This is a genomic window from Methylobacterium sp. (genome assembly GCF_028290105.1).
GTDB lineage: Bacteria > Pseudomonadota > Alphaproteobacteria > Rhizobiales > Beijerinckiaceae > Methylobacterium.
Map to the genome: position 1 here is coordinate 1 of NZ_JAQGKL010000016.1, position 22,957 is coordinate 22,957.

Annotated in this window: 27 protein-coding genes and 1 pseudogene; 19 read left to right on the plus strand and 9 right to left on the minus strand. The window is 70.8% G+C overall.

Going from position 1 to position 22,957, the window contains the following annotated elements:
* The first annotated feature begins 171 nt into the window (after positions 1-171).
* The 5 genes from JWQ05_RS01250 to JWQ05_RS01270 all read left to right on the plus strand — a co-directional run bounded on the left by JWQ05_RS01250 (position 172) and on the right by JWQ05_RS01270 (position 2,601).
* Positions 172-696, plus strand: coding sequence for a hypothetical protein (locus JWQ05_RS01250; protein ID WP_299653222.1), 525 nt, complete (start codon positions 172-174; stop codon positions 694-696).
* A 67-nt stretch (positions 697-763) separates the two neighbouring features.
* Positions 764-1,111, plus strand: a complete 348-nt coding sequence (locus JWQ05_RS01255; RefSeq protein ID WP_299653225.1) for a hypothetical protein — start codon at positions 764-766, stop codon at positions 1,109-1,111.
* A 10-nt stretch (positions 1,112-1,121) separates the two neighbouring features.
* A complete protein-coding gene (locus tag JWQ05_RS01260; RefSeq protein WP_299653228.1) occupies positions 1,122-1,331 on the plus strand; it encodes a hypothetical protein in 210 nt (69 codons plus the stop codon).
* Positions 1,332-1,459: 128 nt separating this feature from the next.
* Positions 1,460-1,828 (plus strand): hypothetical protein, encoded by a 369-nt coding sequence (locus JWQ05_RS01265; protein WP_299653231.1) that lies wholly within the window; start codon positions 1,460-1,462, stop codon positions 1,826-1,828.
* 95 nt (positions 1,829-1,923) lie between these two features.
* Entirely contained in the window at positions 1,924-2,601 is a 678-nt protein-coding gene (locus tag JWQ05_RS01270) for a response regulator transcription factor (RefSeq protein WP_299653234.1), read from the plus strand.
* Between the two features lie 2 nt (positions 2,602-2,603).
* On the opposite strand, the gene JWQ05_RS01275 is transcribed toward JWQ05_RS01270, so the two are convergent.
* On the minus strand, positions 2,604-3,005 hold the full coding sequence (locus JWQ05_RS01275) for a type II toxin-antitoxin system VapC family toxin (protein ID WP_299653237.1): 402 nt from the start codon (positions 3,003-3,005) through the stop codon (positions 2,604-2,606).
* Positions 3,005-3,244: a type II toxin-antitoxin system VapB family antitoxin gene (locus JWQ05_RS01280; RefSeq protein WP_299653240.1), complete on the minus strand. Its 240-nt coding sequence runs from the start codon at positions 3,242-3,244 to the stop codon at positions 3,005-3,007. The genes JWQ05_RS01275 and JWQ05_RS01280 overlap by 1 nt, the downstream gene beginning before the upstream one ends.
* 113 nt (positions 3,245-3,357) lie before the next feature.
* On the opposite strand from JWQ05_RS01280, the gene JWQ05_RS01285 reads away from it, so the two are divergent.
* From JWQ05_RS01285 to JWQ05_RS01320, 8 genes and pseudogenes are all read left to right on the plus strand, one after another.
* Positions 3,358-4,776, plus strand: coding sequence for a sensor histidine kinase (locus JWQ05_RS01285; protein WP_299653243.1), 1,419 nt, complete (start codon positions 3,358-3,360; stop codon positions 4,774-4,776).
* A gap of 155 nt (positions 4,777-4,931) precedes the next feature.
* Positions 4,932-6,422 carry a c-type cytochrome biogenesis protein CcmI gene (gene ccmI, locus JWQ05_RS01290; protein WP_299653246.1) on the plus strand — a complete coding sequence of 497 codons (1,491 nt, stop codon included), beginning with the start codon at positions 4,932-4,934 and terminating at the stop codon, positions 6,420-6,422.
* 213 nt (positions 6,423-6,635) lie between these two features.
* Positions 6,636-7,067 (plus strand): annotated as a pseudogene (ccmE, locus tag JWQ05_RS01295) (cytochrome c maturation protein CcmE); the annotation flags it as partial.
* A 154-nt stretch (positions 7,068-7,221) separates the two neighbouring features.
* Entirely contained in the window at positions 7,222-9,225 is a 2,004-nt protein-coding gene (locus tag JWQ05_RS01300) for a heme lyase CcmF/NrfE family subunit (RefSeq protein WP_299653252.1), read from the plus strand.
* Entirely contained in the window at positions 9,222-9,692 is a 471-nt protein-coding gene (locus tag JWQ05_RS01305; protein WP_299653255.1) for a cytochrome c-type biogenesis protein, read from the plus strand. The genes JWQ05_RS01300 and JWQ05_RS01305 overlap by 4 nt, the downstream gene beginning before the upstream one ends.
* Positions 9,693-9,822: 130 nt before the next feature.
* The gene (locus JWQ05_RS01310; RefSeq protein WP_299653257.1) at positions 9,823-10,518 is read left to right on the plus strand and encodes a DUF1007 family protein; all 696 of its coding nucleotides are present in this window, start codon (positions 9,823-9,825) and stop codon (positions 10,516-10,518) included.
* A gap of 8 nt (positions 10,519-10,526) precedes the next feature.
* On the plus strand, positions 10,527-11,507 hold the full coding sequence (locus JWQ05_RS01315; RefSeq protein WP_366944538.1) for a nickel transporter: 981 nt from the start codon (positions 10,527-10,529) through the stop codon (positions 11,505-11,507).
* Between the two features lie 106 nt (positions 11,508-11,613).
* Positions 11,614-12,321 carry a hypothetical protein gene (locus tag JWQ05_RS01320; RefSeq protein ID WP_299653263.1) on the plus strand — a complete coding sequence of 236 codons (708 nt, stop codon included), beginning with the start codon at positions 11,614-11,616 and terminating at the stop codon, positions 12,319-12,321.
* A gap of 9 nt (positions 12,322-12,330) precedes the next feature.
* Here the strand turns inward: JWQ05_RS01320 and JWQ05_RS01325 are convergent, their stop codons facing one another.
* Positions 12,331-12,915 carry a histidine phosphatase family protein gene (locus JWQ05_RS01325; protein WP_299653266.1) on the minus strand — a complete coding sequence of 195 codons (585 nt, stop codon included), beginning with the start codon at positions 12,913-12,915 and terminating at the stop codon, positions 12,331-12,333.
* 148 nt (positions 12,916-13,063) lie between these two features.
* On the minus strand, positions 13,064-13,573 hold the full coding sequence (irr, locus tag JWQ05_RS01330; RefSeq protein ID WP_299653269.1) for a Fur family transcriptional regulator Irr: 510 nt from the start codon (positions 13,571-13,573) through the stop codon (positions 13,064-13,066).
* Between the two features lie 382 nt (positions 13,574-13,955).
* Here irr and fabA point away from each other — a divergent pair, with 382 nt between their 5' ends.
* The 3 genes from fabA (at position 13,956) to fabI (ending at position 17,130) form a co-directional block, all read left to right on the plus strand.
* Positions 13,956-14,537, plus strand: a complete 582-nt coding sequence (fabA, locus tag JWQ05_RS01335; protein WP_299653272.1) for a 3-hydroxyacyl-[acyl-carrier-protein] dehydratase FabA — start codon at positions 13,956-13,958, stop codon at positions 14,535-14,537.
* Positions 14,538-14,651: 114 nt separating this feature from the next.
* Positions 14,652-15,878: a beta-ketoacyl-ACP synthase I gene (gene fabB, locus JWQ05_RS01340; protein WP_299653275.1), complete on the plus strand. Its 1,227-nt coding sequence runs from the start codon at positions 14,652-14,654 to the stop codon at positions 15,876-15,878.
* A 418-nt stretch (positions 15,879-16,296) separates the two neighbouring features.
* A complete protein-coding gene (gene fabI / locus JWQ05_RS01345) occupies positions 16,297-17,130 on the plus strand; it encodes an enoyl-ACP reductase FabI (protein ID WP_299653278.1) in 834 nt (277 codons plus the stop codon).
* Here the strand turns inward: fabI and JWQ05_RS01350 are convergent.
* The 5 genes from JWQ05_RS01350 to JWQ05_RS01370 form a co-directional block, all read right to left on the minus strand.
* Complete coding sequence (locus tag JWQ05_RS01350) at positions 17,127-17,711, minus strand: NUDIX hydrolase (protein ID WP_299653280.1); 585 nt, start codon at positions 17,709-17,711, stop codon at positions 17,127-17,129. The two genes, fabI and JWQ05_RS01350, sit on opposite strands and share 4 nt — an antisense overlap.
* 108 nt (positions 17,712-17,819) lie before the next feature.
* Positions 17,820-17,999 carry a hypothetical protein gene (locus tag JWQ05_RS01355; protein ID WP_299653283.1) on the minus strand — a complete coding sequence of 60 codons (180 nt, stop codon included), beginning with the start codon at positions 17,997-17,999 and terminating at the stop codon, positions 17,820-17,822.
* A gap of 20 nt (positions 18,000-18,019) precedes the next feature.
* Entirely contained in the window at positions 18,020-18,784 is a 765-nt protein-coding gene (locus tag JWQ05_RS01360; protein WP_299653285.1) for an SDR family NAD(P)-dependent oxidoreductase, read from the minus strand.
* Positions 18,785-18,925: 141 nt separating this feature from the next.
* Positions 18,926-19,969, minus strand: coding sequence for a YihY/virulence factor BrkB family protein (locus tag JWQ05_RS01365; RefSeq protein ID WP_299653288.1), 1,044 nt, complete (start codon positions 19,967-19,969; stop codon positions 18,926-18,928).
* Between the two features lie 58 nt (positions 19,970-20,027).
* Positions 20,028-21,050, minus strand: a complete 1,023-nt coding sequence (locus tag JWQ05_RS01370) for a LysR family transcriptional regulator (RefSeq protein ID WP_299653291.1) — start codon at positions 21,048-21,050, stop codon at positions 20,028-20,030.
* Positions 21,051-21,151: 101 nt separating this feature from the next.
* On the opposite strand from JWQ05_RS01370, the gene JWQ05_RS01375 reads away from it, so the two are divergent.
* From JWQ05_RS01375 to JWQ05_RS01385, 3 genes are read left to right on the plus strand one after another with little or no spacing between them, the layout of a single operon-like run.
* Complete coding sequence (locus JWQ05_RS01375; protein WP_299653367.1) at positions 21,152-21,760, plus strand: YceI family protein; 609 nt, start codon at positions 21,152-21,154, stop codon at positions 21,758-21,760.
* A gap of 24 nt (positions 21,761-21,784) precedes the next feature.
* Complete coding sequence (locus tag JWQ05_RS01380) at positions 21,785-22,378, plus strand: cytochrome b (RefSeq protein WP_299653294.1); 594 nt, start codon at positions 21,785-21,787, stop codon at positions 22,376-22,378.
* Positions 22,375-22,944 (plus strand): YceI family protein, encoded by a 570-nt coding sequence (locus JWQ05_RS01385; RefSeq protein WP_299653297.1) that lies wholly within the window; start codon positions 22,375-22,377, stop codon positions 22,942-22,944. The genes JWQ05_RS01380 and JWQ05_RS01385 overlap by 4 nt, the downstream gene beginning before the upstream one ends.
* Positions 22,945-22,957 lie beyond the last annotated feature (13 nt).

The window sequence follows — 22,957 nt, forward strand, 5'->3', positions numbered from 1 at the left end:
CGGCGCCCCGCCGGCGGAGCCCGCCCCGGGGAAGCCGGGCGCCTGGGCACGCCTGTGGTCCGCCCTGCGAAGCCGCACGGGCCGGGACGCCTGATCCCGCCGCGATCCCCTTTCCCTTCCCGACACTCCCCTTCCCTCCCCTCCCCGACCCTCATGCTCCCGGAGCGTCCCATGAACATCCTGTCCCTGCGCCGTTCCCGCCCGCTCGCCCTCGGCGTCGCGATGCTGGTGGCCCTCGCCAGCCCGTGCGCCGCACAGGGCGCGGCCGTCGCCCTGCCCTGGGGCGACGTCCTCGCCAGCGCCGTCCAGGGCCTGGGCTCCGTGCTGGTGCCCCTGGCCGCGACCGCCGCGCTGGCGGCCCTGGCGCGCCTGGCCGGGCCGCTGCGGGTGCTCGTCACCACCACCCTGGTCGAGCGCCTCGTGCGCAACGTCGGCGATTACGCGATCAACGCCGTGGCGGGCGCGGTGCGCGGGCGGACCCTGACGGTGCCGGTGGGCTCGGCGGTGATCGCGGGCGCGGTGCAGCACGCCCTCGACCAGGCGCCCGGCTGGCTCGTGCGCGCGGCCGGCGGAATCGACGGGCTCGGCGAGAAGGTCTTCCGCAGCCTGCCCCTCGAAGAGGCGGCGACGGAGGCCAACACCCTCGCCCCGGCCTTGCGGGCGACGCGGGCGTCCCGGTCGCGGTCCGCGCCCTGACGGCGCGGCGTCGCGATGGGGATCGCGCCTTTTGAGGAGATCGGACCCCTTTTGAGGAGATCGGACCTTGGAAAAGATCGCCCTCGAAGCCGCGCGTCTCCTCGTCTCCCAGGAAGGCGCCGGCTGGATCGTCGCCGTCCTGCTCGGGCTCGCCTGCCTCCACCTGCACCGAGAATCGCTTCGCGCGCAGGAGGCGCGCCTCGGCGATACGGGGGCGACCGCCACGGCGCTCGAACGCGCCTCGCAGACCAACGCCGCCGTGGCGGCGGCCCTCGAGAGCCGGACCCGCGTGCTCGAGGACCTGTCGCGGCTCGCGGCCGAGATCGCGCGCGGCATCGAGCGCAACGACGAGCGCGCGCGCGAGAAATTCGACGAGATCCTGCGCCGGCTCGCCGAGCCCCGGCCCCGCCCCTGAGGACGACGCCATGAACCGCATCCGCCGCCTGCTCACCCGGCACCCGGATCGCCGCCGCAGCGCGGCCCTACGCCTGCGGGTCGCCCGCGGGCGCTTCGAGCGCTCGACGCAGGCCCTGCGTAAAGCCGCCCTCGATCACATCGACGATCAGGTTCCGATCGGCACGATGCTGGAGGCGACCCTGGCCCGCCTGACCACGCCGGACGGCGGCCTCGGCTGACCCCGCCGTCCCGACGCCCGCGCAGCCCGACCCTGCCCGCGCGGCCGGGTCGGGAACCGAATGGCCGAGGTTGTGCTTGGCTCCGCATTCAGGGCGCATTCAGTGCCCCGAGCCTAGATCTCCGGTCCATGCGTATCCTCCTCGCCCTGTTGTTGATCGGACTGACCGTCGCGGGGTTCGCGACGGGTTCGATCGACACGCTCGCGGAGGAGACCCCCGGGACCGGCACCGTCGCGGTGCCGCTGACCGCCATGCCCCGCAGCGAGACCTGCCTCAGCGCGGCGGACCTGCGCGAGGCGGTGGCCGACAAGCGGGTGATCGCCCCCGTGGCGGCGATCCGCGCCGCGCGACAGGTCATCCCGCGGGCGGAGATCCAGCGGGCGCGCCTCTGCCGGAACGACGAGACGCTGGTCTATTTCCTGACCGCCCTGCGCCGGGACGGGCAGTTCGTCCACGTCATGGTCGATGCCACCACCGGGCAGGTGACCGGTCCGTGAGGTCGGCAAGCGTGTTTCGCGTAAGGCGGGAGCCGTCTAACGTGCGGCACTCGGGCAGGACGTGTTCCAGGCCAGTATCGTAGGAGTTCGGGACCGTGCGCTTGCTCGTGGTGGAGGACGACCGGGACATCAACCGGCAGGTGGTGAACGCCCTCGAGGAGGCCGGCTACGTGGCCGACAAGGCCTTCGACGGCGAGGAGGGCGGCTATCTCGGCGAGAACGAGCCCTACGACGCGATCATCCTCGACATGGGCCTGCCCAAGACCGACGGCGTCAGCGTGCTCCAGAAATGGCGCCGGGCCGGCATCAAGACGCCCGTCATCATCCTCACCGCGCGGGACCGCTGGTCGGACAAGGTCGACGGCTTCGACGCCGGCGCCGACGACTACGTCACCAAGCCGTTCCACATGGAGGAGCTGATGGCCCGCGTGCGCGCCCTCCTGCGGCGCGCGGCCGGCCACGCCACCAGCCAGATCGCCTGCGGGCCGGTGGTGCTAGACACCCGCTCGGGCCGCGTCTTCGTGGACGGAAACCCCGTCAAGCTGACGAGCCACGAGTACCGCCTGCTGTCCTACCTGATGCACCACACCGGCCGCGTGGTCTCGCGGGCCGAACTCACCGAGCACCTCTACGACCAGGATTTCGACCGCGACTCGAACACCATTGAGGTCTTCGTCGGCCGCCTGCGCAAGAAGCTCGCGGTGGACCTGATCCAGACCGTGCGGGGCCTCGGCTACCTCGTGGACCCGACCCAGCCGCCGCCGCGGGTGTGATGTCAGCGCGTTCCGGCGAGGTCGGTCTGCGAAAAGTCGTTTCCCTTGAAGAGCAGGGGAGCGGCCTGGATCGTCGCCATCGCATAGGCGAAGCAATCACCCATGTTGAGTTGGGCCGGATGACCTGTTCCCTTGCCGTAGCGAGCGAAGGCTTCGATCGCCCGCACGCCCGCCTCCGGTGGAATCGCCACAAGGTGGATGTCGGCGGCCTTCAGGAAGGCGGACAGGTCCGCCTGCACGATGTCGACATGGCTCTGCCGCTTCCGGCACAACGCCAGCACCGTTTCATAGACGGCAATAGCGGACGTGCATCGGTCGGAGGCGAGTTCCAGGCGATCGAGGAGTTCGTCGCTGCCGGTCTCCGATGTCAGGATCGCCACGAGGGCCGACGCGTCGACAAACATCAGGCATCACCGCTGAGTTCGTCGTAGAAGGCTTTGTCGGCTTCGAGCCCGGTGGGTGGGTAGGAGGCGATGCGTTCCTGGATCGGCCGAATCCGGTCGCGCAAGCTGGGCTTTTCGGTCTCGCGGCGCAATTCGTTTCCGACAGCCAGCTTGATCGCGTCCGTGAGGGCGATGCCTTTCTGTTCCGCGAGCGCGCGCACGAGGCGGTCGGTCTCCGGGTCACGGATGTGAAGCGCCATGGTCGATCCTTTCATCCCACGCATGTACATAAGGCTGTCGCCGCGTCTACACCAATCCGTCGCCGTATCGGGCGCATAACGAGACGCGGATCACGCATGACGACGAGACCCGCATGATCGCCTTTCCCAACTGGCTCCCGATGCGTCGGCGCTCCATCGCCGTGCGCCTCGCCACCTCGGCGCTGCTGGCGAGTTCCGCGATCCTGCTCATCGCCGCCTGGATCCTCACCACCCTGTACCGCGAGAACACCGAGCGCGCCTTCGACAGCCGGCTCCTCGTTTATGCCAACAACCTCGCCACCGACCTCGTCTCGCCCAACGATCCCGAGAGCCGCTCCTTCACCCTGAGCGACCCGCGCTTCGACCTGCCGCTCTCCGGCTGGTACTGGCAGATCGGGCGGGCGGACGCGAAGCCCCGCGACCTGCGCACCTCGCGCTCGCTGGTCGGCGTGCCCCTGAAGGCGGCGGGCACCCCCGACACCAAGGCCGGCGTCGGCCAGATCCGCCAGGGCTACGGCCGGGCGCAGGACGAGCGCCGCCTGCGCATCATCGAGCGGGACGTCGATCTCGGCGAGGAGGGCCGCTACACCGTTCGGGTGGCCGGGCCCGCCGACGAGATCGAGAACGACGTCGACCGCTTCCGGTTCTCGCTGATGGTCACCTTCGGCCTGCTGGGCCTGTCGCTGGCACTCACCACGCTGCTGCAGATCCGCTTCGGTCTGGCGCCGCTCGCCAAGCTGCGCACGGCGCTCGGCGCCATCCGGCGGGGCGAATCCGACCGGATCACCGGCGAGTATCCGCGTGACATCGCGCCCCTGGCGGGGGAGGTGAACCTGCTCATCGAGACCAATCGCGAGATCCTGGAGCGGGCGCGCACCCAGGTCGGCAACCTCGCGCATGCCCTCAAGACCCCGCTCTCGATCATCGTCAACGAGGTGGGTGCCGCCGACGCGCCGGGGGAAGTCGCGGCCAAGATCCGCGAGCAGGCCGCGGTGATGCGCGACCAGGTGAACTATCACCTCGACCGCGCCCGCGCCGCCGCGCTCGCCGGCACGCTCGGCACCTCGACGGAGGTCGAGCCGGCGCTCGCCGGCCTGGTGCGCACCTTCGGCAAGATCTACCGCGACAAGGACATCGCCTACGAGGTCCACGTGCCGGCGGGCCTGCGCTTCCGGGGCGAGCGTCAGGATTTCGAGGAGATGATCGGCAACCTCGTCGACAACGCCTCGAAATGGGCCCAGGGCCGCGTGGCGATCCGGGCCGAGGCCGTGGGCAAGGACGATTATCCCCACCTTCTCGTGGCCATCGAGGATGACGGGCCGGGCCTCGCCCCCGAGGACCGGGCGGCGGTGCTCGGGCGCGGCCGCCGCCTCGACGAGACCAAGCCGGGATCCGGGCTCGGCCTCTCCATCGTGGCCGATCTCGCCGCCCTCTATCGCGGGCGCTTCCGCCTGGAGGAGGCGACCCTCGGGGGCCTGCGGGCGGTGATCGAAGTGCCGGGCGACGCGCCGGCGGGCGTCACCCCGCACTGAGGCCGAGCCAGGGCGTCCGATTGATCCGCCGGACGTATCCGCTAAGGTTGCAACCCGCTCACCGACAGCCGCGCGTGACACCGTGTCGCCCGAGGTCCGCATCGTGCCGGCGGAGAGCCGCGTCTACATGCGGGCGGGGCAGCATCTGGGGCGTGATGACGGCACTCTGGTTCATTCTGGCGTTCATGACCGGCGCGGCGGTGCTCGCCCTGCTCTGGCCGATGTCGCGCCGTCCGCATCCGGCCGTCACGCCGGAGACCGGCGGACTCGCCACCGAGACGGGCTTCTACGAGGATCAGCTGCGCGAGATCGCACGCGACGAGGCGCGCGGCCTGATCGCCGCCCCCGAGGCCGAGGCCGCCCGTACGGAAGCGGCGCGCCGCCTGTTGCGGGCCAACCGGGCCGGCGTCCCCGTCGTTCCCGGCATGGCCGAGCCGGCCCTGCGCCAGCGCCGCGCGGCCTCCGCCTTCGCCCTCTCCACCATCCCCCTCGTGGCGCTGATCGCCTACGGGATCTACGGCTCGCCGCACATGCCGGCCCAGGGCGCGGCCGAGCGCCAATCCGTGCAGAACGCCGACCAGGATCTCCTCAAGGCCATCGCCCAGATCGAGGCCCGGCTCGCCGCCGAGCCCACGGACGGGCGCGGCTGGTCGGTGCTGGCCCCCGTCTACATGCGGATGGGGCGCTTCGACGACGCGGCGCACGCCTACGAGGCCGCGACCCGGCTGCTCGGCGAGACGCCACTGCGCCTGTCCGATTGGGGCGAAGCCCTGGTGGCTGGCGCCAACGGCGCCATTCCACCTCAGGCCAAGACCATCTTCCAGCGCGCGATCGACCTCGACGGCCAAGTCGCCAAGCCGCAATTCTACCTGGCGCGGGCGGCCGAACTCGACGGCGACATCCCCGGGGCGATCCGGCGCCTCCAGGCCATGGCGGACGCGGCACCCGCCGATGCACCCTGGCTTCCCCTCGTCACCGAGAACCTGACGCGCCTGAGGGGGGAGGCCCCAGGCCAGGCCCCCGATTCCGGCGCGGCCGCCGCGCTCCAGGCCCTTCCACCGGCCAGCCGTGACGGCGCCATCCGCGCCATGGTCGACAGCCTCGACAAGCGGCTCGTCGACCGGGGCGGCAGCCTCGACGACTGGCTCCGGCTGGTGCGCTCCTACGGGGTGCTCAAGGAGCGCGACAAGGCCAGCGCCGCCCTGGAGCGGGCGCGCAAGGCGCTCGCGGACGATCCCGAGGCCAGGGAGCGTCTCGACGCGATGGCGCAGGAGGCCGGCCTCACCGCCGCTCCGGCGCCTATCGCGCCCGCACCTTCCGACGATGCGGGGCGCGCCGGCACCGAGGCCGCCGTTGCGGCGGTCAAGGCGATGCCGGTGGCCGAGCGCGACGCCGCCATCCGCAGCATGGTGGCTGGCCTCGACCGCCGTCTCGCGGCCAAGGGCGGCAGCGTCGACGACTGGCTGCGCCTCGTGCGGTCCTACAGCGTGCTCGGCGAGCGCGAGCGTGCGGTCCAGGCCCTGGATCGAGCCCGCATGGCCCTGAGCCCCGATCCGGGTGCGATCGAGCGCCTCGACGAATTGTCGCGCGAACTCGGGCTTCGCCCGGCGCCGCCTCGCTCCCCGGGGCAGGCGGCCAGGCCCTAGGGACGCCGCCCGAGCCCGGCCGGCTCCGCCCCCTCTGACAATCGGTCCCGGCTCCGGCCCTTGACCGCGCCAGCCGGCCGGCCGACACCGGGAGCAACCCAAAGTCTTATCCTGGATCATGTTCGCAGGCGCCCGACGCACCACGCGAGCCCACCGAAACGGAACCGACACCTCTGACCCGCGAGAGCTTCCCGTGACCCGCAAGAGCCGCCTGTGACCCGCAAGAGCCGCCGCCTCGCCCTGATCGCTGCCTGCGGTGCCGTGCTGGCCCTGGCGCTCGGCCTGATCCTGTCGGCGATGAGCGGGTCGATCGTGTTCTTTCGCTCGCCCACCGAGGTGGCCTCGCAGGTCGTGACGCCGGGCACGCGCTTCCGCCTCGGCGGCCTCGTCAAGGACGGCTCGCTGCAGCGCGGGCCGGACCAGACCGTCGACTTCTCGGTGACCGACACCAACGCCACCGTGCAGGTCCAGTATCGCGGCCTCCTGCCCGACCTGTTCCGCGAGGGCCAGGGCGTGGTGGCGGAGGGTACCCTGCAGCCCGGCGGCGTGTTCCGAGCCGACACTGTGCTGGCCAAGCACGACGAATCCTACATGCCGCGCGAGGTCGCCGACGCGCTCAAGGCGCAGGGGCGCTGGCAGGAGGGCAAGGGCATGACGGTCGCGCCCGCGAGCCAAGCGTCGGAATCGAAGGCGTCCGAGGCGCAGCCCGCGCCGGCTGCCGACAAGACCCTCGGCCAGCGCAGCGAGCGATGATGCGCGGGCTCCATCGGCAGACCCTTACCCGGAAGGACATCCCACCTTGCTGATCGAGGTCGGCCATTTCGCGCTGGCGCTGGCGCTCGCCCTGTCCCTGGTCCAGGCGGTGATGCCGGTCTGGGCCGCGCGCTCGGGAGACGGCGCCCTGCGGGCGGTGGCGACGCCGGCCGCGCTCGGTGCCTTCGCCTGCATCCTGTTCAGCTTCGGCGCGCTGACCTACGCCCACGCCACGTCGGACTTCTCGGTTCTCAACGTCATCGAGAACTCGCACACGACGAAGCCCTTCATCTACAAGCTCTCGGGCGTATGGGGGAACCACGAGGGCTCGATGCTGCTCTGGGTCCTGATCCTCGCTTTGTTCGGGGCACTCGTGGCTGTGGCGCGCGACTCCGTGCCCCCGACGCTGCGGGCGAACACGCTGGCGGTGCAGGGCCTGATCACCTTCGTGTTCGTGCTGTTCATCATCACGACCTCGAACCCGTTCACGCGGGTCAATCCGGCGCCGGCCGAGGGCAACGACCTCAACCCGCTGCTGCAGGATTTCGGCCTCGCGGTGCATCCCCCCCTGCTCTACATCGGCTATGTCGGCTTCTCGATCACCTTCGCCTTCGCCATCGCGGCGCTGATCGACGGGCGCATCGACGCCGTCTGGGCCCGGGCCGTGCGGCCCTGGACCCTGACCGCCTGGAGCTTCCTGACGCTCGGCATCGCGTTGGGCTCGTACTGGGCCTATTACGAGCTCGGTTGGGGCGGCTGGTGGTTCAGGGACCCGGTCGAGAACGCCTCGCTGATGCCCTGGCTCGCCGGCACCGCGCTGCTGCACTCCACCGTCGTCATGGAGAAGCGCGATGCGCTGAAAGTCTGGACGGTGCTGCTCGCCATCCTGACCTTCTCGCTCTCGCTGCTCGGCACCTTCATCGTGCGCTCGGGCGTGCTGACCTCGGTCCACACCTTCGCCACCGACCCGACGCGCGGCGTCTTCATCCTGGCGATCCTGATCCTGTTCATCGGCGGCTCGTTCACGCTGTTCGCCTGGCGCGCTCCGATGCTGCGCCAGGGCGGCATCTTCGCGCCGATCTCCCGCGAGGGCGCGCTGGTGATGAACAACCTGTTCCTGGCCGCCGCTTGCGCTACGGTGTTCGTGGGCACGCTCTATCCGCTGCTCCTGGAAATGCTCACCGCCGAGAAGATCTCGGTGGGGCCGCCCTTCTTCAACTACACCTTCATTCCCCTCGCGATCCCGCTGCTCCTCATCGTGCCGTTCGGCCAGACCCTGGCCTGGAAGCGCGGCGACGTGCATGCGGCGACCCAGCGCCTGTTCGCGGCGCTCGCCGTGGCCCTCGTGGTCGGGCTCGCCGTGCTGGCGCTGACCTGGGGGGGACCGATGATGGCCCCCGTCGGCATCGGCCTCGGGGCCTACCTCGTCGTCGGCTCGGTGATGGAGATCGTGTCCCGGGCGCGCGGCTACGGCGCCAGCCGCACCCGGGGTGCCGCCGCGATCTGGCGCCGTACCGTGGGCCTGCCGCGCTCGGCCTGGGGCACCGCGCTCGCCCACGCGGGTGTCGGCGTGGTGGTGCTCGGCATCGCCGCGCAGGGCTGGGCCACGGAGGGGTTGAAGACCCTGAAGCCCGGCGAGTCCCTCGCCTCCGGCCCCTACGTGGCGACCCTCGACCGGGTCGGCCCCCGGGCGGGCGAGAACTACGCCGAGACCACCGCCTTCCTCACCGTCCGCAATGCGGGCGGCGACTTCGTGGGCACCGTGGAGACGGGCAAGCGCTTCTACCCGAGCCGCAAGATGACGGTGACGGAATCCGGACTCCTGACCATCGGCGCGAGCCAGGTCTATGCCAGCCTCGGCGAGGTGCTGCCGGAGGGCGCCATCGGCCTTCGCCTCTACTACAAGCCCCTCGTCCTGCTGATCTGGCTCGGCGCCGTGGTGATGGCGCTCGGTGGCGCGGTCTCGCTTACCGACCGGCGCATGCGCGTCGGCGCCCCGGCGCGGGCGAGGCCCAAGTCCCTGCCCTCCGACATGGCCGCCGCCGAATGAGCCGCGCCTTCATCCGGCGCGGGGCGCTCGCGCTGTCCCTGCTGCTCGCCGCAAGCGGCGGAGCCAGGGCCGTGCAGCCGGACGAGGTCCTGAAGGACCCGGCCATGGAGGCGCGGGCGCGGGACATCTCCTCCGGCCTGCGCTGCCTCGTCTGCCAGAACCAGTCCATCGACGATTCCGATGCGCCGCTCGCCCGGGACCTCCGGCTGATCGTGCGCGAGCGCCTGAGGGCCGGCGACGACGACGCGCAGGTGCAATCCTACGTGGTCGGGCGCTACGGCGAGTACGTGCTCCTGCGCCCGGTCTTTGCGCTCCACACCCTGCTCCTCTGGCTCACCCCCGTCGCGGTGGTGGCCCTCGGACTGTTCGGACTCTGGCGCCTGTCGCGCCGCCGTACCGATCCGGCGCCGCAGGCCTTGAGCGCCGACGAGCGGGCACAGATCGCCGCGCTGACCCGGCGCGACTGAGGGCCTGCGTCTGCGAGTTCGGGGCGCCTCGCTTTCGCCCCACTGGGACGGAAGATGGCGATGGGTGCGGGCCTGCGCGGCCGGTGCGCCTTTACGATTTCTTCACCCTGAGCCGCGAGCGTCCCGTGCCATGCCGATCGCGCCGCTCCGCCTCCTCACCATTCTCGGGACGACACTCGCGGCCGTGAGCCTCGCCACGCCGAGCCTTGCCCATCCCCACGTCTGGGTGACCACCAAGGCGGAGATCGCCTACGGCGAGGGCGGCCGGGTCACGGGCATCCGCCATGCCTGGACCTTCGACGCCTCCTACTCGGCCTTCGTGACCCAGGGGCTCGACGCCAACAAGGATGGCAAGCTGACCCCGGACGAGCTCGCGGGCCTTGCCGCCGAAAACACCGCGAATCTCGCCGAATTCGCCTACTTCACCAAGATGAAGGTCGCCGGCAAGGAACAGGCCTTCGCCGACCCCACCGAGCCCCGCATGGCGATGGAGGGCGACAAGCTGACCCTGAGCTTCCTCCTGCCCCTGAAGAATCCGGTGGCGCAGGGGCGCGGGGTCACGGCCGTCGAGGTCTACGACCCCACCTTCTTCGTGTCGTTCGCGCTGGCGGAAGGGACCGACGTCGCCCGCCTGTCCGGCGCCCCCAGCGGCTGCGCCGCCACGGTGACGCGCCCGAAGGCCGATCCCGCGGCCGAGGGCAAGACGGCGGACGGAAAGACGGCCGAGGCCAAGCCGGGCATGTCGGAGGCCTTCTTCGAGGCCCTGACCTCGGCCTCGAATTACGGCGTCCAGTTCGCCAACCGGATCATCGTCGCGTGTCCGTAGGCACGGCCCTGGAGGCCGCACCGGCGCGTCCACGCTTCGTCCGGCAGGCTTTGCTGGCGCTCGGCGCCGTGGCGCTGGCGACGCTGATCGTCATGGGCCTCGCCTGGTTGGTGAGCCCGAATCTGGCGCCAGCGCCGCGCTCGCCCTTCGGCATCGGATTTCGCGAGGCCGCGCCCGCCGCGACCGGCCTCGGCGGCTGGATCCTGGCCCTGCAATCGAGCTTCTCCCGCAGCCTCCAGGCCGCCGTCCAGGGCCTGAAGCGGGACGGCGCCTGGGGGCCGATGATGCTCCTCGGCTTCGCCTACGGCGTCTTCCACGCCGCAGGGCCCGGCCACGGCAAAGCGGTGATCGCCGGCTACATCGTCGCCGGGGAGCGCGCCCTGACGCGCGGCTTCTCCTTGAGCTTCGCCGCCGCTCTCCTCCAGGCCCTCGTCGCCATTGCGCTGGTCGGCATCGGCACGCTGGTCCTTGGCGCCACCGCCTCGGGCATGACCCGCGCCGGCAGCCTGATCGAGACGGTCAGCTTCGCGCTCGTGGCGCTCCTCGGGCTCAGCGTCACCTGGCGCAAGGCCGGACGCCTGGCGGGCCGGGCGGACGCGTCCTGCGCGCCCGATTGCGGCCATGTCCATCTCACCGACGCCACGGCCATGGCCCGCCTCGAGACCTGGCGGGAGCGGGCGGGCGTCGTGCTCGCGGCCGGGACGCGCCCCTGCGCCGGGGCCGTGCTCATCCTGGTCTTCTCCGCCTCGCAGGGGCTTCTGGCCGCCGGCATCGCCGCGACCCTGGCCATGGCGCTCGGCACCGCTCTGACCACGGGGGCGCTGGCCAGCCTCGCGGTCTTCGCCAAGGCCCTAGCCCTGCGGCTCGCGGGCGGGCGCGGCCGCAGCGGTGCCCTGGCGGTCGGCGGCCTCGAACTGCTCGCGGGCGCCTTCGTGCTGGTGCTCGGCCTCGCCATGCTGGCCGGCCTCGCGGCCGACCTCGGAGGCTGACTTGGCCAGCGGACTCGGCCGGCTGACTTGGCCGGCTGACGGCCGGGCTCGCCAAGGGCCCGGGCCCGTGCCAGTCTGCAGCTCTGGCGAATGAACGAGCGCGGGCATGGCGGCGGGCTTCGAGCATATCCTGAACTGGCGCCTCCTGGCGGGGTCGCATGATTTCCCCGGCCCCGACGGCGGCACCTGCATCAACGAGGCCGCCATCGTCGCCGCCGGCCTGCCCTACCGGGCCGTGCGTGCCTCGGCCGACTGCCCGCCCTGTTTCTCCCAACCCCTGGCCGCCTACGCCCTCGGGCTCAACGATGCCATGCCGGATGCCGAGCGCCCCCGGCTGATGGCCTTCGTGCTGCGCCTCTCCGGTTCGGCGGACGACCCGGAGACCGAGGCCCGGCGCGTGACCTTCCTGGCGATGGCGAGCGTTCGCCGCATCCTGCCCCCGCTCCTCGACGGCGCCGGCCTGTCCGCCCTCGCCGCCCGCTGCGATGGCGCGCACGACGCCTTTCAGGCGATGGCGGCGGCAAAGGCCGCGGCGTGGCAGGGCGGAGCCATGGCGGATGCCGCCTCGCACCGACGCGCCTGGGCACGAGGGGCGCGTGCCTCGGCGGTGGCGCGGACGGCGTCCGCCGCCATGAAGGCGTTCAGCGATGCACGCTGTGCCGCCGAGGTCGCGGAGGGAGCCGCTCCGTTCGTGGACGGCACCTGGGCGGCGGCCGTGTCGATCCTCGACGAGGCCCTCGAACTCGGACGCGGATCTCCCATGATCGATGCCGAGGTGGCACGGGCTCGCCTCGACGCCGCGCGGGCGCGCTGAGAGCCGAACTCAGGCGTGCGCGGGCACGGCCGTCGGATCGAACGCCACCGTCTGACAATTGTCGAGCCAGGTCCCGGTGAGGTGGAAGAAGAACGTCCCGTGGCCGACCACCGCGATGCTGCGCTCGGGCCGGGCCGCGAGCCAGTCGCGAAAGCCTCGGACGCGGGCGTCGAACAGGGCGCGCGGCTCGATATGCACGCCGCCGGCGTCGGGCTCGCCCTCGGCGTGCCACCAGATCTCGGGGAGATGATCGACGGCGACATCGGGAAATTCGGCGGCGAGGATCGAGGCCGCCCGGCCCACATCGCAGCTGCTCTCCTGGCATTCCCGGTGCAGCACCTCGACCAGGATGCGCGGCCGGCTCGGATGATCGCCGAAGATGCCCTGGGTGGTCTGGATCGCCCGGGTCAGCGGCGAGGTCACCACGAGATCGAAGGGGATGTCGTGGAGCGCCGCCCGCGCCGACCGGACCTGGGCCAGTCCGCGCTCGGTCAGCCGGGCGTCGACATGGCCGGGGTCGCGTCCGGTCAGGCGATGGGCGGCGTTGAAGGTCGATTCGCCGTGGCGGACGCAGACGATGCGGGAGGGTGCCATGTCGATCCGGGTATTCAGGGGGAGGTGCCGAGGCGGCGCGAGCGTCAACCCGGCGGGGCCGGTATCGTTGCGCGGTCGGCGTCGCCCGTTTCCAAAGAAAAAGGCCCGGTTGCCCGGGCCTCGAATGTCACGTCCGGTGCCGTTCCGGTCAGGCCTTGCGGGCAACCGGACCCCGGCGGCGCAGGCGCACGATGACTTCGACGCCGGCGATTTCCATGCCCTCGGGGGCCTCGGGCAACGAGTCGACGGTGATTCCGCAATCCGGCATGTCGAGCACCTGTCCCTCGTCTTCGAGGAAGAAGTGGTGGTGCTCGCTCGGGTTGGTGTCGAAATAGGCCTTCGAGCCATCGAGCGCGAGTTGGCGCAGGAGGCCCGCTTCCGTGAACTGGTGCAGGGTGTTGTAGACCGTCGCCAGCGAGACCGGCACCTTGGCCCGCATGGCCTCGTCGTAGAGCATCTCCGCCGTGAGGTGACGGTCGCCGCGGCCGAACAGCAGCCAGCCGAGGGACAAGCGCTGACGGGTCGGGCGCAGGCCCGCCCGGCGCAGACGATCACGCAGCGTCGACAGAGGACAGCCGCTCCGGCCGGCCGCCGCATCTCCGACGGGAACGGTGGCCCGGGCGTTCAACACGGCCTGCAGAGGCAGAAGGTTCGACATCGGGCTGATAAACATCCCACGCAAATACGGAACTTGAGACCCTAGGTATACGGAACCCCTCGCCCCGCCGCAACCCGACGCGCGTGCACGGCTGGCATCCGCGTCGACGATGCAGCCGGGCCGACGCAGGTCGGCCCGGCGGGACCGCCGATCACCGCGTCGGAATCTTCGGCCTCGCGATCGTGGATCCTTGTTTGCTGCGACGGGTTGCGGTTCGACCGTGCTGCTTTGAGGCGCACAGGCCCTGTGCTAACGAGGCGCCGATTTCGCGCTGCGTTCTTCGGCGGGACCGGTGCGTGCCGGTCATCTCCGGAGGCAAACGGCCATATCGTATGGGGGCTCGCCCGCCCCTGGCGTCATTTCGAGGACCGATCCGCTCATCATGTCTTCCGCTTCCGATTCGAACGCTCCGTCGGGCACCACCCCGTCGACCGTCGCGCCCGGCAGGGCCTCGCACTATTCCTATGAGGAATTGCTCGCCTGCGGACGGGGCGAACTGTTCGGCGCCGGAAACGCGCAGCTCCCGCTGCCGCCGATGCTGATGTTCGACCGCATCGTCTCCATCGGGTCGGAGGGCGGCGCCCACGGCAAGGGTCACGTGCTGGCGGAGTTCGACATCCGCCCGGACCTCTGGTTCTTCGGCTGCCACTTCAAGAACGATCCGGTGATGCCGGGCTGCCTCGGCCTCGACGCCCTCTGGCAGCTCGTCGGCTTCCATCTCGGCTGGCTCGGTGCGCCGGGGCGCGGCCGGGCGCTCGGCGTCGGCGAGGTCAAGTTCTCCGACCAGGTCCTGCCCACGGTGACGAAGGTCGTCTACGGCATCGACATCAAGCGCGTGCGCCTGGGTAAGCTGGTGCTCGGCATCGCCGATGGCTGGCTCGAGGCCGATGGCCGGCGCATCTACGAGGCGAAGGATCTGCGCGTCGCGCTGTTCCAGGCGCAGGCCGAGACCACGGGCGGCTGAGCCCGGGGCGGTTGAGATCGGGACGCGCGCGTCCTACCTGAGATGAAACGAAGGTGCCGTCGTCGGAACAAGCACCGCGAAGAACAAGCCCCAGCGGCGGAGAGCATCGTGTCCATGCGGCGTGTCGTGATCACCGGGATGGGCATCGTCTCATCCATCGGCAACAACACCGAGGAAGTCCTGGCCTCCCTGCGCGAGGCCAAATCCGGCATCGCGCATTCGGACTCCTACGCGAAGCTCGGTTTCCGCAGCCAGGTCGAAGGCCGCCCCAGCCTCGACCCCGAGGGCGTGGTCGACCGGCGCGCCATGCGCTTTCACGGCGGCGGCACCGCCTGGAACCATGTCGCCATGGATCAGGCGATCCGCGCCGCCGGCCTGGAGCCCGGCGACATCTCCAACGACCGCACCGGCATCATCATGGGTTCGGGCGGCCCGTCCACGAAGGTGATCGTGGATTCCGCCGCCATCGCGGTCGAGAAGGGGCCGAAGCGCGTCGGCCCGTTCGCGGTGCCCAAGGCCATGTCGTCGACGGCCTCGGCGACGCTGGCGACCTGGTTCAAGATCAAGGGGGTGAACTACTCGATCTCCTCCGCCTGCGCGACCTCGAACCACTGCATCGGCAACGCCGCCGAGATCATCCAGGGCGGGCGCCAGGACATCATCTTCGCGGGCGGTTGCGAGGACCTCGACTGGACGCTCTCGGTCCTGTTCGACGCCATGGGCGCCATGTCCTCGAAGTACAACGAGACACCGGCCCGCGCCTCGCGGGCCTATGACGCCAATCGCGACGGGTTCGTGATCGCGGGCGGCGCCGGCGTGCTGGTGCTGGAGGAATACGAGCACGCCAAGGCGCGCGGCGCGACCATCTACGGCGAGCTCGCCGGCTACGGCGCCACCTCGGACGGACACGACATGGTGGCTCCCTCCGGCGAGGGCGCCGTGCGGTGCATGAAGCAGGCGATCGAAGGCCTGAAGGGCGCGAAGATCGACTACATCAACCCGCACGCCACCTCGACGCCGGTCGGCGACGACAAGGAGATCGAAGCCATTCGCGAGGTGTTCGGGAGCGGCGATGCCTGCCCGCCGATCGCCGCCACGAAGTCCCTCACGGGCCACTCGCTCGGTGCCACGGGCGTGCAGGAGGCGATCTACTCGCTGCTGATGATGAACAACGACTTCATCTGCGAGAGCGCACATATCGACGAGATCGACCCGGCCTTCGCCGACATGCCCATCCTGCGCCAACGCCGCGACGGGGCCAAGCTCGGCCACGTCTTGTCGAATTCCTTCGGCTTCGGCGGCACCAATGCCACACTGGTCCTGAAGAACGTCGACGCTTGAGGCTTGACGCCGGCGCGTTAACGCACCGGCCGAAAGCATTAAGGAACCGGTGACACTGCTCGGCGTTCAATCTGCCTACGATCGGCAGGACATAACCGCCATGCTCTGGTTCACGCTCGGCACTATCGGCGGAATCGCCATCGCGGGAACCACCGCCATCTACATCAAGCAGGCCATCATCGACCGCGCGAACTGCGACACGGACGGCTACTTCTAGCCTCGCGCCGGCCTTTTTCTCCAACGCCTGACCAGAACCCCGCGTCGGCCCGAGTGCCGACGCGGGGTTCTGTCGTTTGCAACCGGCTCCGCCGCTGACTCGGGCGCCTGGATTGGACAGGGCCACGACCCGCGCGCTAAGCCTCGTCCCAACGATCGAGACGGGCCGCGAGGGTGCTGGTTCCGCGTCCGGGGGAAATGCATGACGGGTTTGATGGCGGGAAAGCGCGGCCTCATCATGGGCGTCGCCAACGATCACTCCATCGCCTGGGGCATCGCCAAGGTCCTGCACCGGCACGGCGCCGAACTGGCCTTCACCTATCAGGGTGATGCCCTCGGGCGCCGGGTGGCGCCGCTGGCCGCCTCCGTCGGGTCCGACATCGTACTGCCCTGCGATGTCGAGGACGTCGCCAGCGTCGACGCGCTGTTCACCGCCCTCGACGCGCGCTTCCCCGAGGGCCTGGATTTCGTCGTCCACGCCATCGGGTTCTCCGACAAGGGACAGCTCAAGGGCCGCTACGTCGACGTCACCACCCGCGAAAACTTCTCGCGCACGATGACGATCTCCTGCTTCTCGTTCACCGAGATCGCGCAGCGCGCGGCCAAGCGGATGCCGCGGGGCGGCTCGCTCCTGACGCTGACCTATGGCGGCTCCACCCGGATCATGCCGAACTACAACGTCATGGGGGTGGCCAAGGCCGCGCTCGAGGCGTCCGTGCGCTATCTGGCGGGCGACCTCGGCCCGGACCGCATCCGGGTCAACGCCCTCTCGGCCGGCCCGATGCGGACGCTCGCGGGCGCCGGCATCGCCGACGCGCGCCTGATGTTCAACCACCAGAAGGCCCACGCCCCCTTGCGCCGCACGGTGACCCAGGAAGAGGTCGGCGGCTCGGCGATGTACCTGCTCTCCGACCTCTCCGGGGGCGTCACCGGCGAAATCCACTTCGTGGATTCCGGCTACAACATCATCTCGATGCCGCGCCCCGACGTGCTCCAGGCCCAGGACGAGGCCGGCGTGATCGGCGACGCGGTCTAGCGCCCGGCGGAGATCGGCTCGAACAGGTCCGGCCGGCGGACCCGCAGGGCGAGGACGAGCGTCAGGGTCTTGAGGTCGGTCAGTTCGCCGCGGTCGGCCCGGGCCGCGAGGTCCGCCAGCGGCAGCTCGACGACCTTGATGTTCTCGTGCTCGCCTTCGGCGCCGCCCCCGCCACTCACGCGGTCGGCGCTGGAATAGGCACTCAGGAACAGGTGGATGCGCTCCGTCGAGATGCCGCCGCAGGAATAGGTCGCGCCCACCGGTTCCAGATCGCGCAGGCGAAGGCCAACCTCCTCCAGCACCTCTCGGCGGGCATTCTCCTCCGGCGTGCCGTCGTCGATCAGCCCCGCCGGCGCTTCGAGCTGGCTCTGCTCGCCCGCCGCGTACAGGGCCGGCACGCGCAGTTCCCGCACGAGGGTCGCGACCCGGCGCTCGGGGTCGTAGGGCAGCACGCCGACGGAATTGCCGTGGTCCTCGATCTCACGTTCGGCCTCGGTGCCGTCGGCCAGGCGAACCCGGGCGAGGGAGAAGCGGGTCCAGCCGTCGTGGATGGTGCGCAGGCTCAGGATCTCGGCCTTCATCGGCGGACTTTCTCGTCACTTGGGCGCGGCGCGCCGGACTGGTTTGGGCGCAGGGCGCCGGACTGACTTGGGCGCAGGGCGCCGGACTGAGTTGTGGTGAACCGGCCTTCAGGGTCCGCCGGCGAGCGCGCCCTCGATCACCATGATGAGCGCGTCGAGGTCGATCCGGCCGTTGACGGTCAGATAGCCCGGCTCGCTGGCGTCCACGGTGGGCCCGGGCTCGCCGATCTCGGCCTGACGCTGCAGTTCGGCGATGATCGCCTCCGCGATGGTGGCCTGAATGTCCATGCCCGTTTCCCTGTCCGGTCTCACGCCTGCTTCGGCTGTCCGTTCGAGGCCATGAGGCCGCCGTCGACGGGCAGGTTCACCCCCGTGACGAAGCGGGCGTCGTGGCTCGCCAGGAAGGCGATCACGTCCGCGACCTCCTCCGGCTCGGCGCCGCGCCCCATCGGGATCCGGTCGGCGAACCTCGCCATCAGGGCCGCGTCGTCCTTCATCCCCTCGGTCAGGCCGGTGAAGGTCAGGCTCGGATTGACCGCGTTGACGCGCACGCCCCTGGCGCCGAGTTCGAGGGCGAGCGAGCGGGTGAGGTTGCTCACAGCGCCCTTGGCGGCGTTGTAGAAGCTCATGTTCCAGTCGCCGCCGAGGCCCGACACCGACGAGACGTTGACGATGTTGCCCCCGGTCTCCAGCAGGTGCGGCAGTGCGGCACGCGTGCAGAAGAAGACGCCGTCGACGTCGATGGCCATGACCTTGCGCCAATCTTCCACCGACGCTTCGAGGAAGGGCCCGGTCGGTGCGACGCCGGCATTGTTGACGAGCACGTCGAGCCGCCCGAAGCGCGTGAGCGTGGCCGCGACCATCGCCTCGGCACTGGCCCCATCCGAGACATCGCCGGGGTGAACCAGGGTCCGCTCCGGATCGAGCGTCCGGGCCACCGCCTCCAGCTTTTCGCGGGTGCGCCCGTTCAGGACCACATTGGCCCCCTCCCGTGCGAACCGATGGGCGGTCGCGGCGCCGATGCCGGAGCCCGCGCCGGTGACGAGAACGGTCTTGTCGGTGAAGCGTGTCATGCGGTCGGGCTTTCCGGCGGTCGCGCCCGCTGACGCGATGGCCCCTGCGGCCGGCGCCTTCCCGATCGGACGTCCTTCGGCAAACGCGGGGCTTGGCCGATGGTTCGCGAAGCCCTCGGCCGGCGACGCGCAGGCTCCGGCTCAGTCCTGGCTCGCGCCCACGCTGTCGGCGGCGAAGGCCCGGCGGACGCCCAGGGGCTTCGGCCGGCCCTCGGTGCTGTCGCACCCCGTCTGGCGCTCCATCTCCGAATTCACCTCCGCGCCCAGCAGCACGATGACGATGGAGAGCCACATCCAGGTCATGAAACCGATGCCGGCACCGAGCGAGCCGTAGATGCGGTTGTAGCTGTCGAAGCTCGCAACATACCAGGAGAAGACGCCCGAGGCGCAGACCCAGAGCAGGGCCGCCAGGCTGCCGCCCCAGGTCACCCAGCGCCACTTCGCCCGGTTCCGGCTCGGGCCGTAGCGATAGATCAGGGACAGGCTGAAGGTGACGACGGCGAGCAGGGCCGGCCAGCGGACGACCTGCAGGATCGTGTCGGTGGCGGTGACGAAGCCGAGCCGGTCCAGGATCGCGGGCAGCAGAACGACCGCGGTGGTGGAGACGAGGAAGAACACCACGCTGGTGATCGTGAACACGAAGGTGGTGGCGTAGAAGCGTACGAGGGTTCGCTTCTCGCGCTCCTTGTAGATCACGTTCAGGGCGTCGAAGAGCGCGCTGACGCCGGAATTGGCGCTCCACAGGGCGATGAGCAGGCTGATCCCCGAGGTGGTGCTGAGCGAGCCGGTGCTGCGCTGCGCGATCCGCATCAACTGGTCGGAGAAGAGATCGAGGGCGCCGGGGGGCAGGATGTCCGCCAGCAGCCTGACATGCTGGCCGATGACGTTCGGGTCCGAGAACAGCCCGTAGATCGAGACCACGGCGACGAGGCCGGGAAACACCGCGAGCAGGGCGAAGAACGCGACGCCGCCCGCCGTGGTGAGCACCCGGTCCTGCGGCATCGCCCAGAACACCCGCCACAGGATGTCCCGCCAGCCGGCCGGCGGGATGTCGGTGGGATCGGTCGCCTTCCGGCCGCGTCCGGGCTCGTGCGCGCGCTGGCGGGCCTCCTCCAGTTCCTCGGGACCCAGCGGCCGGGTGCTGACCGAGCGCCAGTCCTGCCCCTCTTCCGCGTCCTGCGCCATGCCGACCCCCGCCGAACCGTTCGTACCAGACCCTCGTGCCCGGGCTGTCGCGCGGCGCTCAGGGTCCTCGGACGTCACGACCGGCCGATCTCCCCTTATAGGCCCCCGGCCCGCCAAGCCCAGGCGCCGGATTTTCCGCCTGCGGACCGGCGCCGCCCACCGGCCGGCGGGTCAGCTCCGCCCGGACGTGCTCGCGGAAGAGACGCACGCGCGCGGGAAGTTCGCGGCCCGCCAGCGTCACGGCGCGCAGGGTTCCGCCCCGGCTCGCCCAATCGGGCAGGATGCGCACGAGCGCACCTTCGCCCAAGGATTTTGCCGCGACCAAACTCGGGATGTGCCCGATTCCGGCCCCCGCGAGCGTCAGGCGCAGGACCGTGGCGAAGTCGGTGGCCCGCACCGCCGGACGCACCGCGATCCGCTCCTCGCGCCCGCCCGCATCCGAGACGAGGAGTTGCGCCGCGCCGAGCCGTTCGCGGGCGAACACCAGGTCATGCGCGGCGAGGCCCGCGAGGTCGGCGGGGGCCGGATGGCGGGCGAGGTAGGCCGGGGCCGCGTAGAGGCCGATCGTCAGGTCGGCCAGGATCGGAGCGGTGTAGCCGCTGTCGGGATGGTCGCCACCGCCGAGGCGCAGCGCGAGGTCGACGCGGTTGGCGGCGAGATCGAGCCGGCTGTCGGTGATCAGGAGTTCGATCGTGATCCCGGGGTGCCGGGCGCGAAAGCTCGCCACGAGATCCGGCAGGACCTCGACCCCGAAATCGATGGAGGCGGTGACCCGCAGGTGCCCGCGCGGCACCGTGCGGGCACCGCGCGCCGTCTGCAGGGCCTCGTCGAGGAGCGCGAGGCTCTCCAGGCCGGCGGCATGGAACGCCAGTCCCTCGGCGGTGGGCGAGACCGCCCGCGGCGTCCGGGCGAGCAGGGTCACCTTGAGCACGGATTCGAGGCGGGCGACCCGCCGGCTCACGCTGCCCTTGGTCTCGTGCAGGAAGGCCGCCGCCTGCGTCATGCTGCCGAAATCGACCACCGCGCAGAAGGCCCGCACGTCGTCGAGGTTTCCGGCGAAGGTTTCCAGATGCGCAACCATGTGTCCCCGACTAGCGCGCTATCGCACCCCGGGGAAGCGGCCTATCTGCGCTTCACCGAAGCGACGCCCCTGCCGCGCCGCCACCCCCGGAGCAGCCCGTGATCCGTCTTTCCACCTCCCTCCTCGCCCTGACCCTCGCGCTCGCCGCGCCGGCCCTGGCTCAGACGCCGCCGACCCGCGACCCCGCACAGATCCAGGCCGGGACCTACCTCGTCGATCCCGGCCACACCCAGGTCGGCTTCACCGTCTCGCATATGGGCTTCTCGAACTATTCGGGCGGCTTCTCGGAGGTGTCGGGCACCCTCGAATTGCAGCCGAAGAACCCGGGCGCCAGCAGCCTCAAGGTCAGCGTACCGGTGGCTTCGGTCTCGACCACCAGCGCCAAGCTCACCGACGAGCTGAAGAGCGCCCAGTGGCTCGACGCCGCCCAGTTCCCGCAGATGACCTTCGTCTCCACCAAGGTGACGCCCGAGGGCAAGGACAAGGCGAAAGTCAGCGGTGACCTCACCCTGCACGGGGTGACGAAGCCCGTGACCCTGAACGTGACGTTGGTCGGCGCGGGCGTGAACCCGCTGAGCAAGAAGGTCACGGTCGGCTTCGAGGCCACCGGCACGATCAAGCGCTCGGAATTCGGCGTGAAGACCTACGTGCCGCTGATCGGCGACGACCTGCACCTGACCATCGCGGGCGCCTTCGAGCGCAAGGACTGATCCCCGTCCCGAAGGGAGAGCGTCATGACCGAGACGGCACGCCCGCGCCGCTACACGCATGTCGCCATCGCGCTGCACTGGATCAGCGCGCTGGCGGTGCTGGCGCTCATCGGGATCGGCCTCGTCATGACGCACGCGGATCTGGCGCCGATGCGCCGGTTCCAGCTCTATCAGTGGCACAAGTCCGTCGGCCTCACGGTGCTGGGCCTATCGCTGCTGCGCCTCGGCTGGCGGCTGACGCATCGGCCGCCGCCCCTGCCCGCCACGCTGCCGCCCCGGGAACGCGCCGGGGCGCATGCGGCCCACGCCCTGCTCTACGGCCTCGTCCTCGGCCTGCCCCTGGTTGGCTGGGCCATGGTCTCGGCCTCCCCCTTCAACCTGCCGACGATGCTCTACGGCGTCCTGCCCTGGCCGCACCTGCCCATCCTGCCGGAGCTGCCCAACAAGGCGGCGGTCGAGGCCGGGCTGAAATGGGTCCATGCCGTTGGCGCCTGGTTCCTCGTCGCCCTCCTGGCCCTGCATGTCGGCGCGGCGCTCCGGCACCACGTTTTCCTACGCGACGACACCCTCAGGCGGATGCTGCCCCGCCCGTTCCCCGATACCGGAGCCCACCCATGACCGCCGCCCGCCTCGCCCTCGTCGCGGCCCTGCTGAGCCTGCCCGCGCAGGCCCGGGCGGCGCAGTGGATCGTCGATACGGGAAAGAGCCGGATCGGCTTCTCGGGCGTGCAGGTCGGCGCGCCGTTCCAGGGTCGCTTCAAGCGCTTCTCCGCGCAGATCGACTTCGACCCCGCCGCACCGGACGCGGGTCGCGCTCTGGTCGAGATCGACCTGACGAGTGCGGAGACCGGCGACGCGCAGCGCGACACGGCCCTGCCGCAGGCGGAGTGGTTCGACACCAAGGCGAACGCGCAGGCCCGGTTCGAGGCGACCCGCTTCGTGGCCAAGGGTAGCGAGACCTACGAAGCCGTCGGCACCCTGACGATCCGGGGTGTCCGGCGGGACGCGGTGCTGCCCTTCCGCCTGACGCGCGACGGTCCGAACGCCCGCGCCGTCGGTCATCTCGATCTCGTCCGCACGCAATTCGGCATCGGACAGGGCCCCTGGGCCTCGGGCCAGTGGGTCGCGCTGGAGGTCGGCGTCGACATCGACGTGACGGCAATGGAAAAGAACGCCGGCCCCTGAGGCGAGGTCGGCC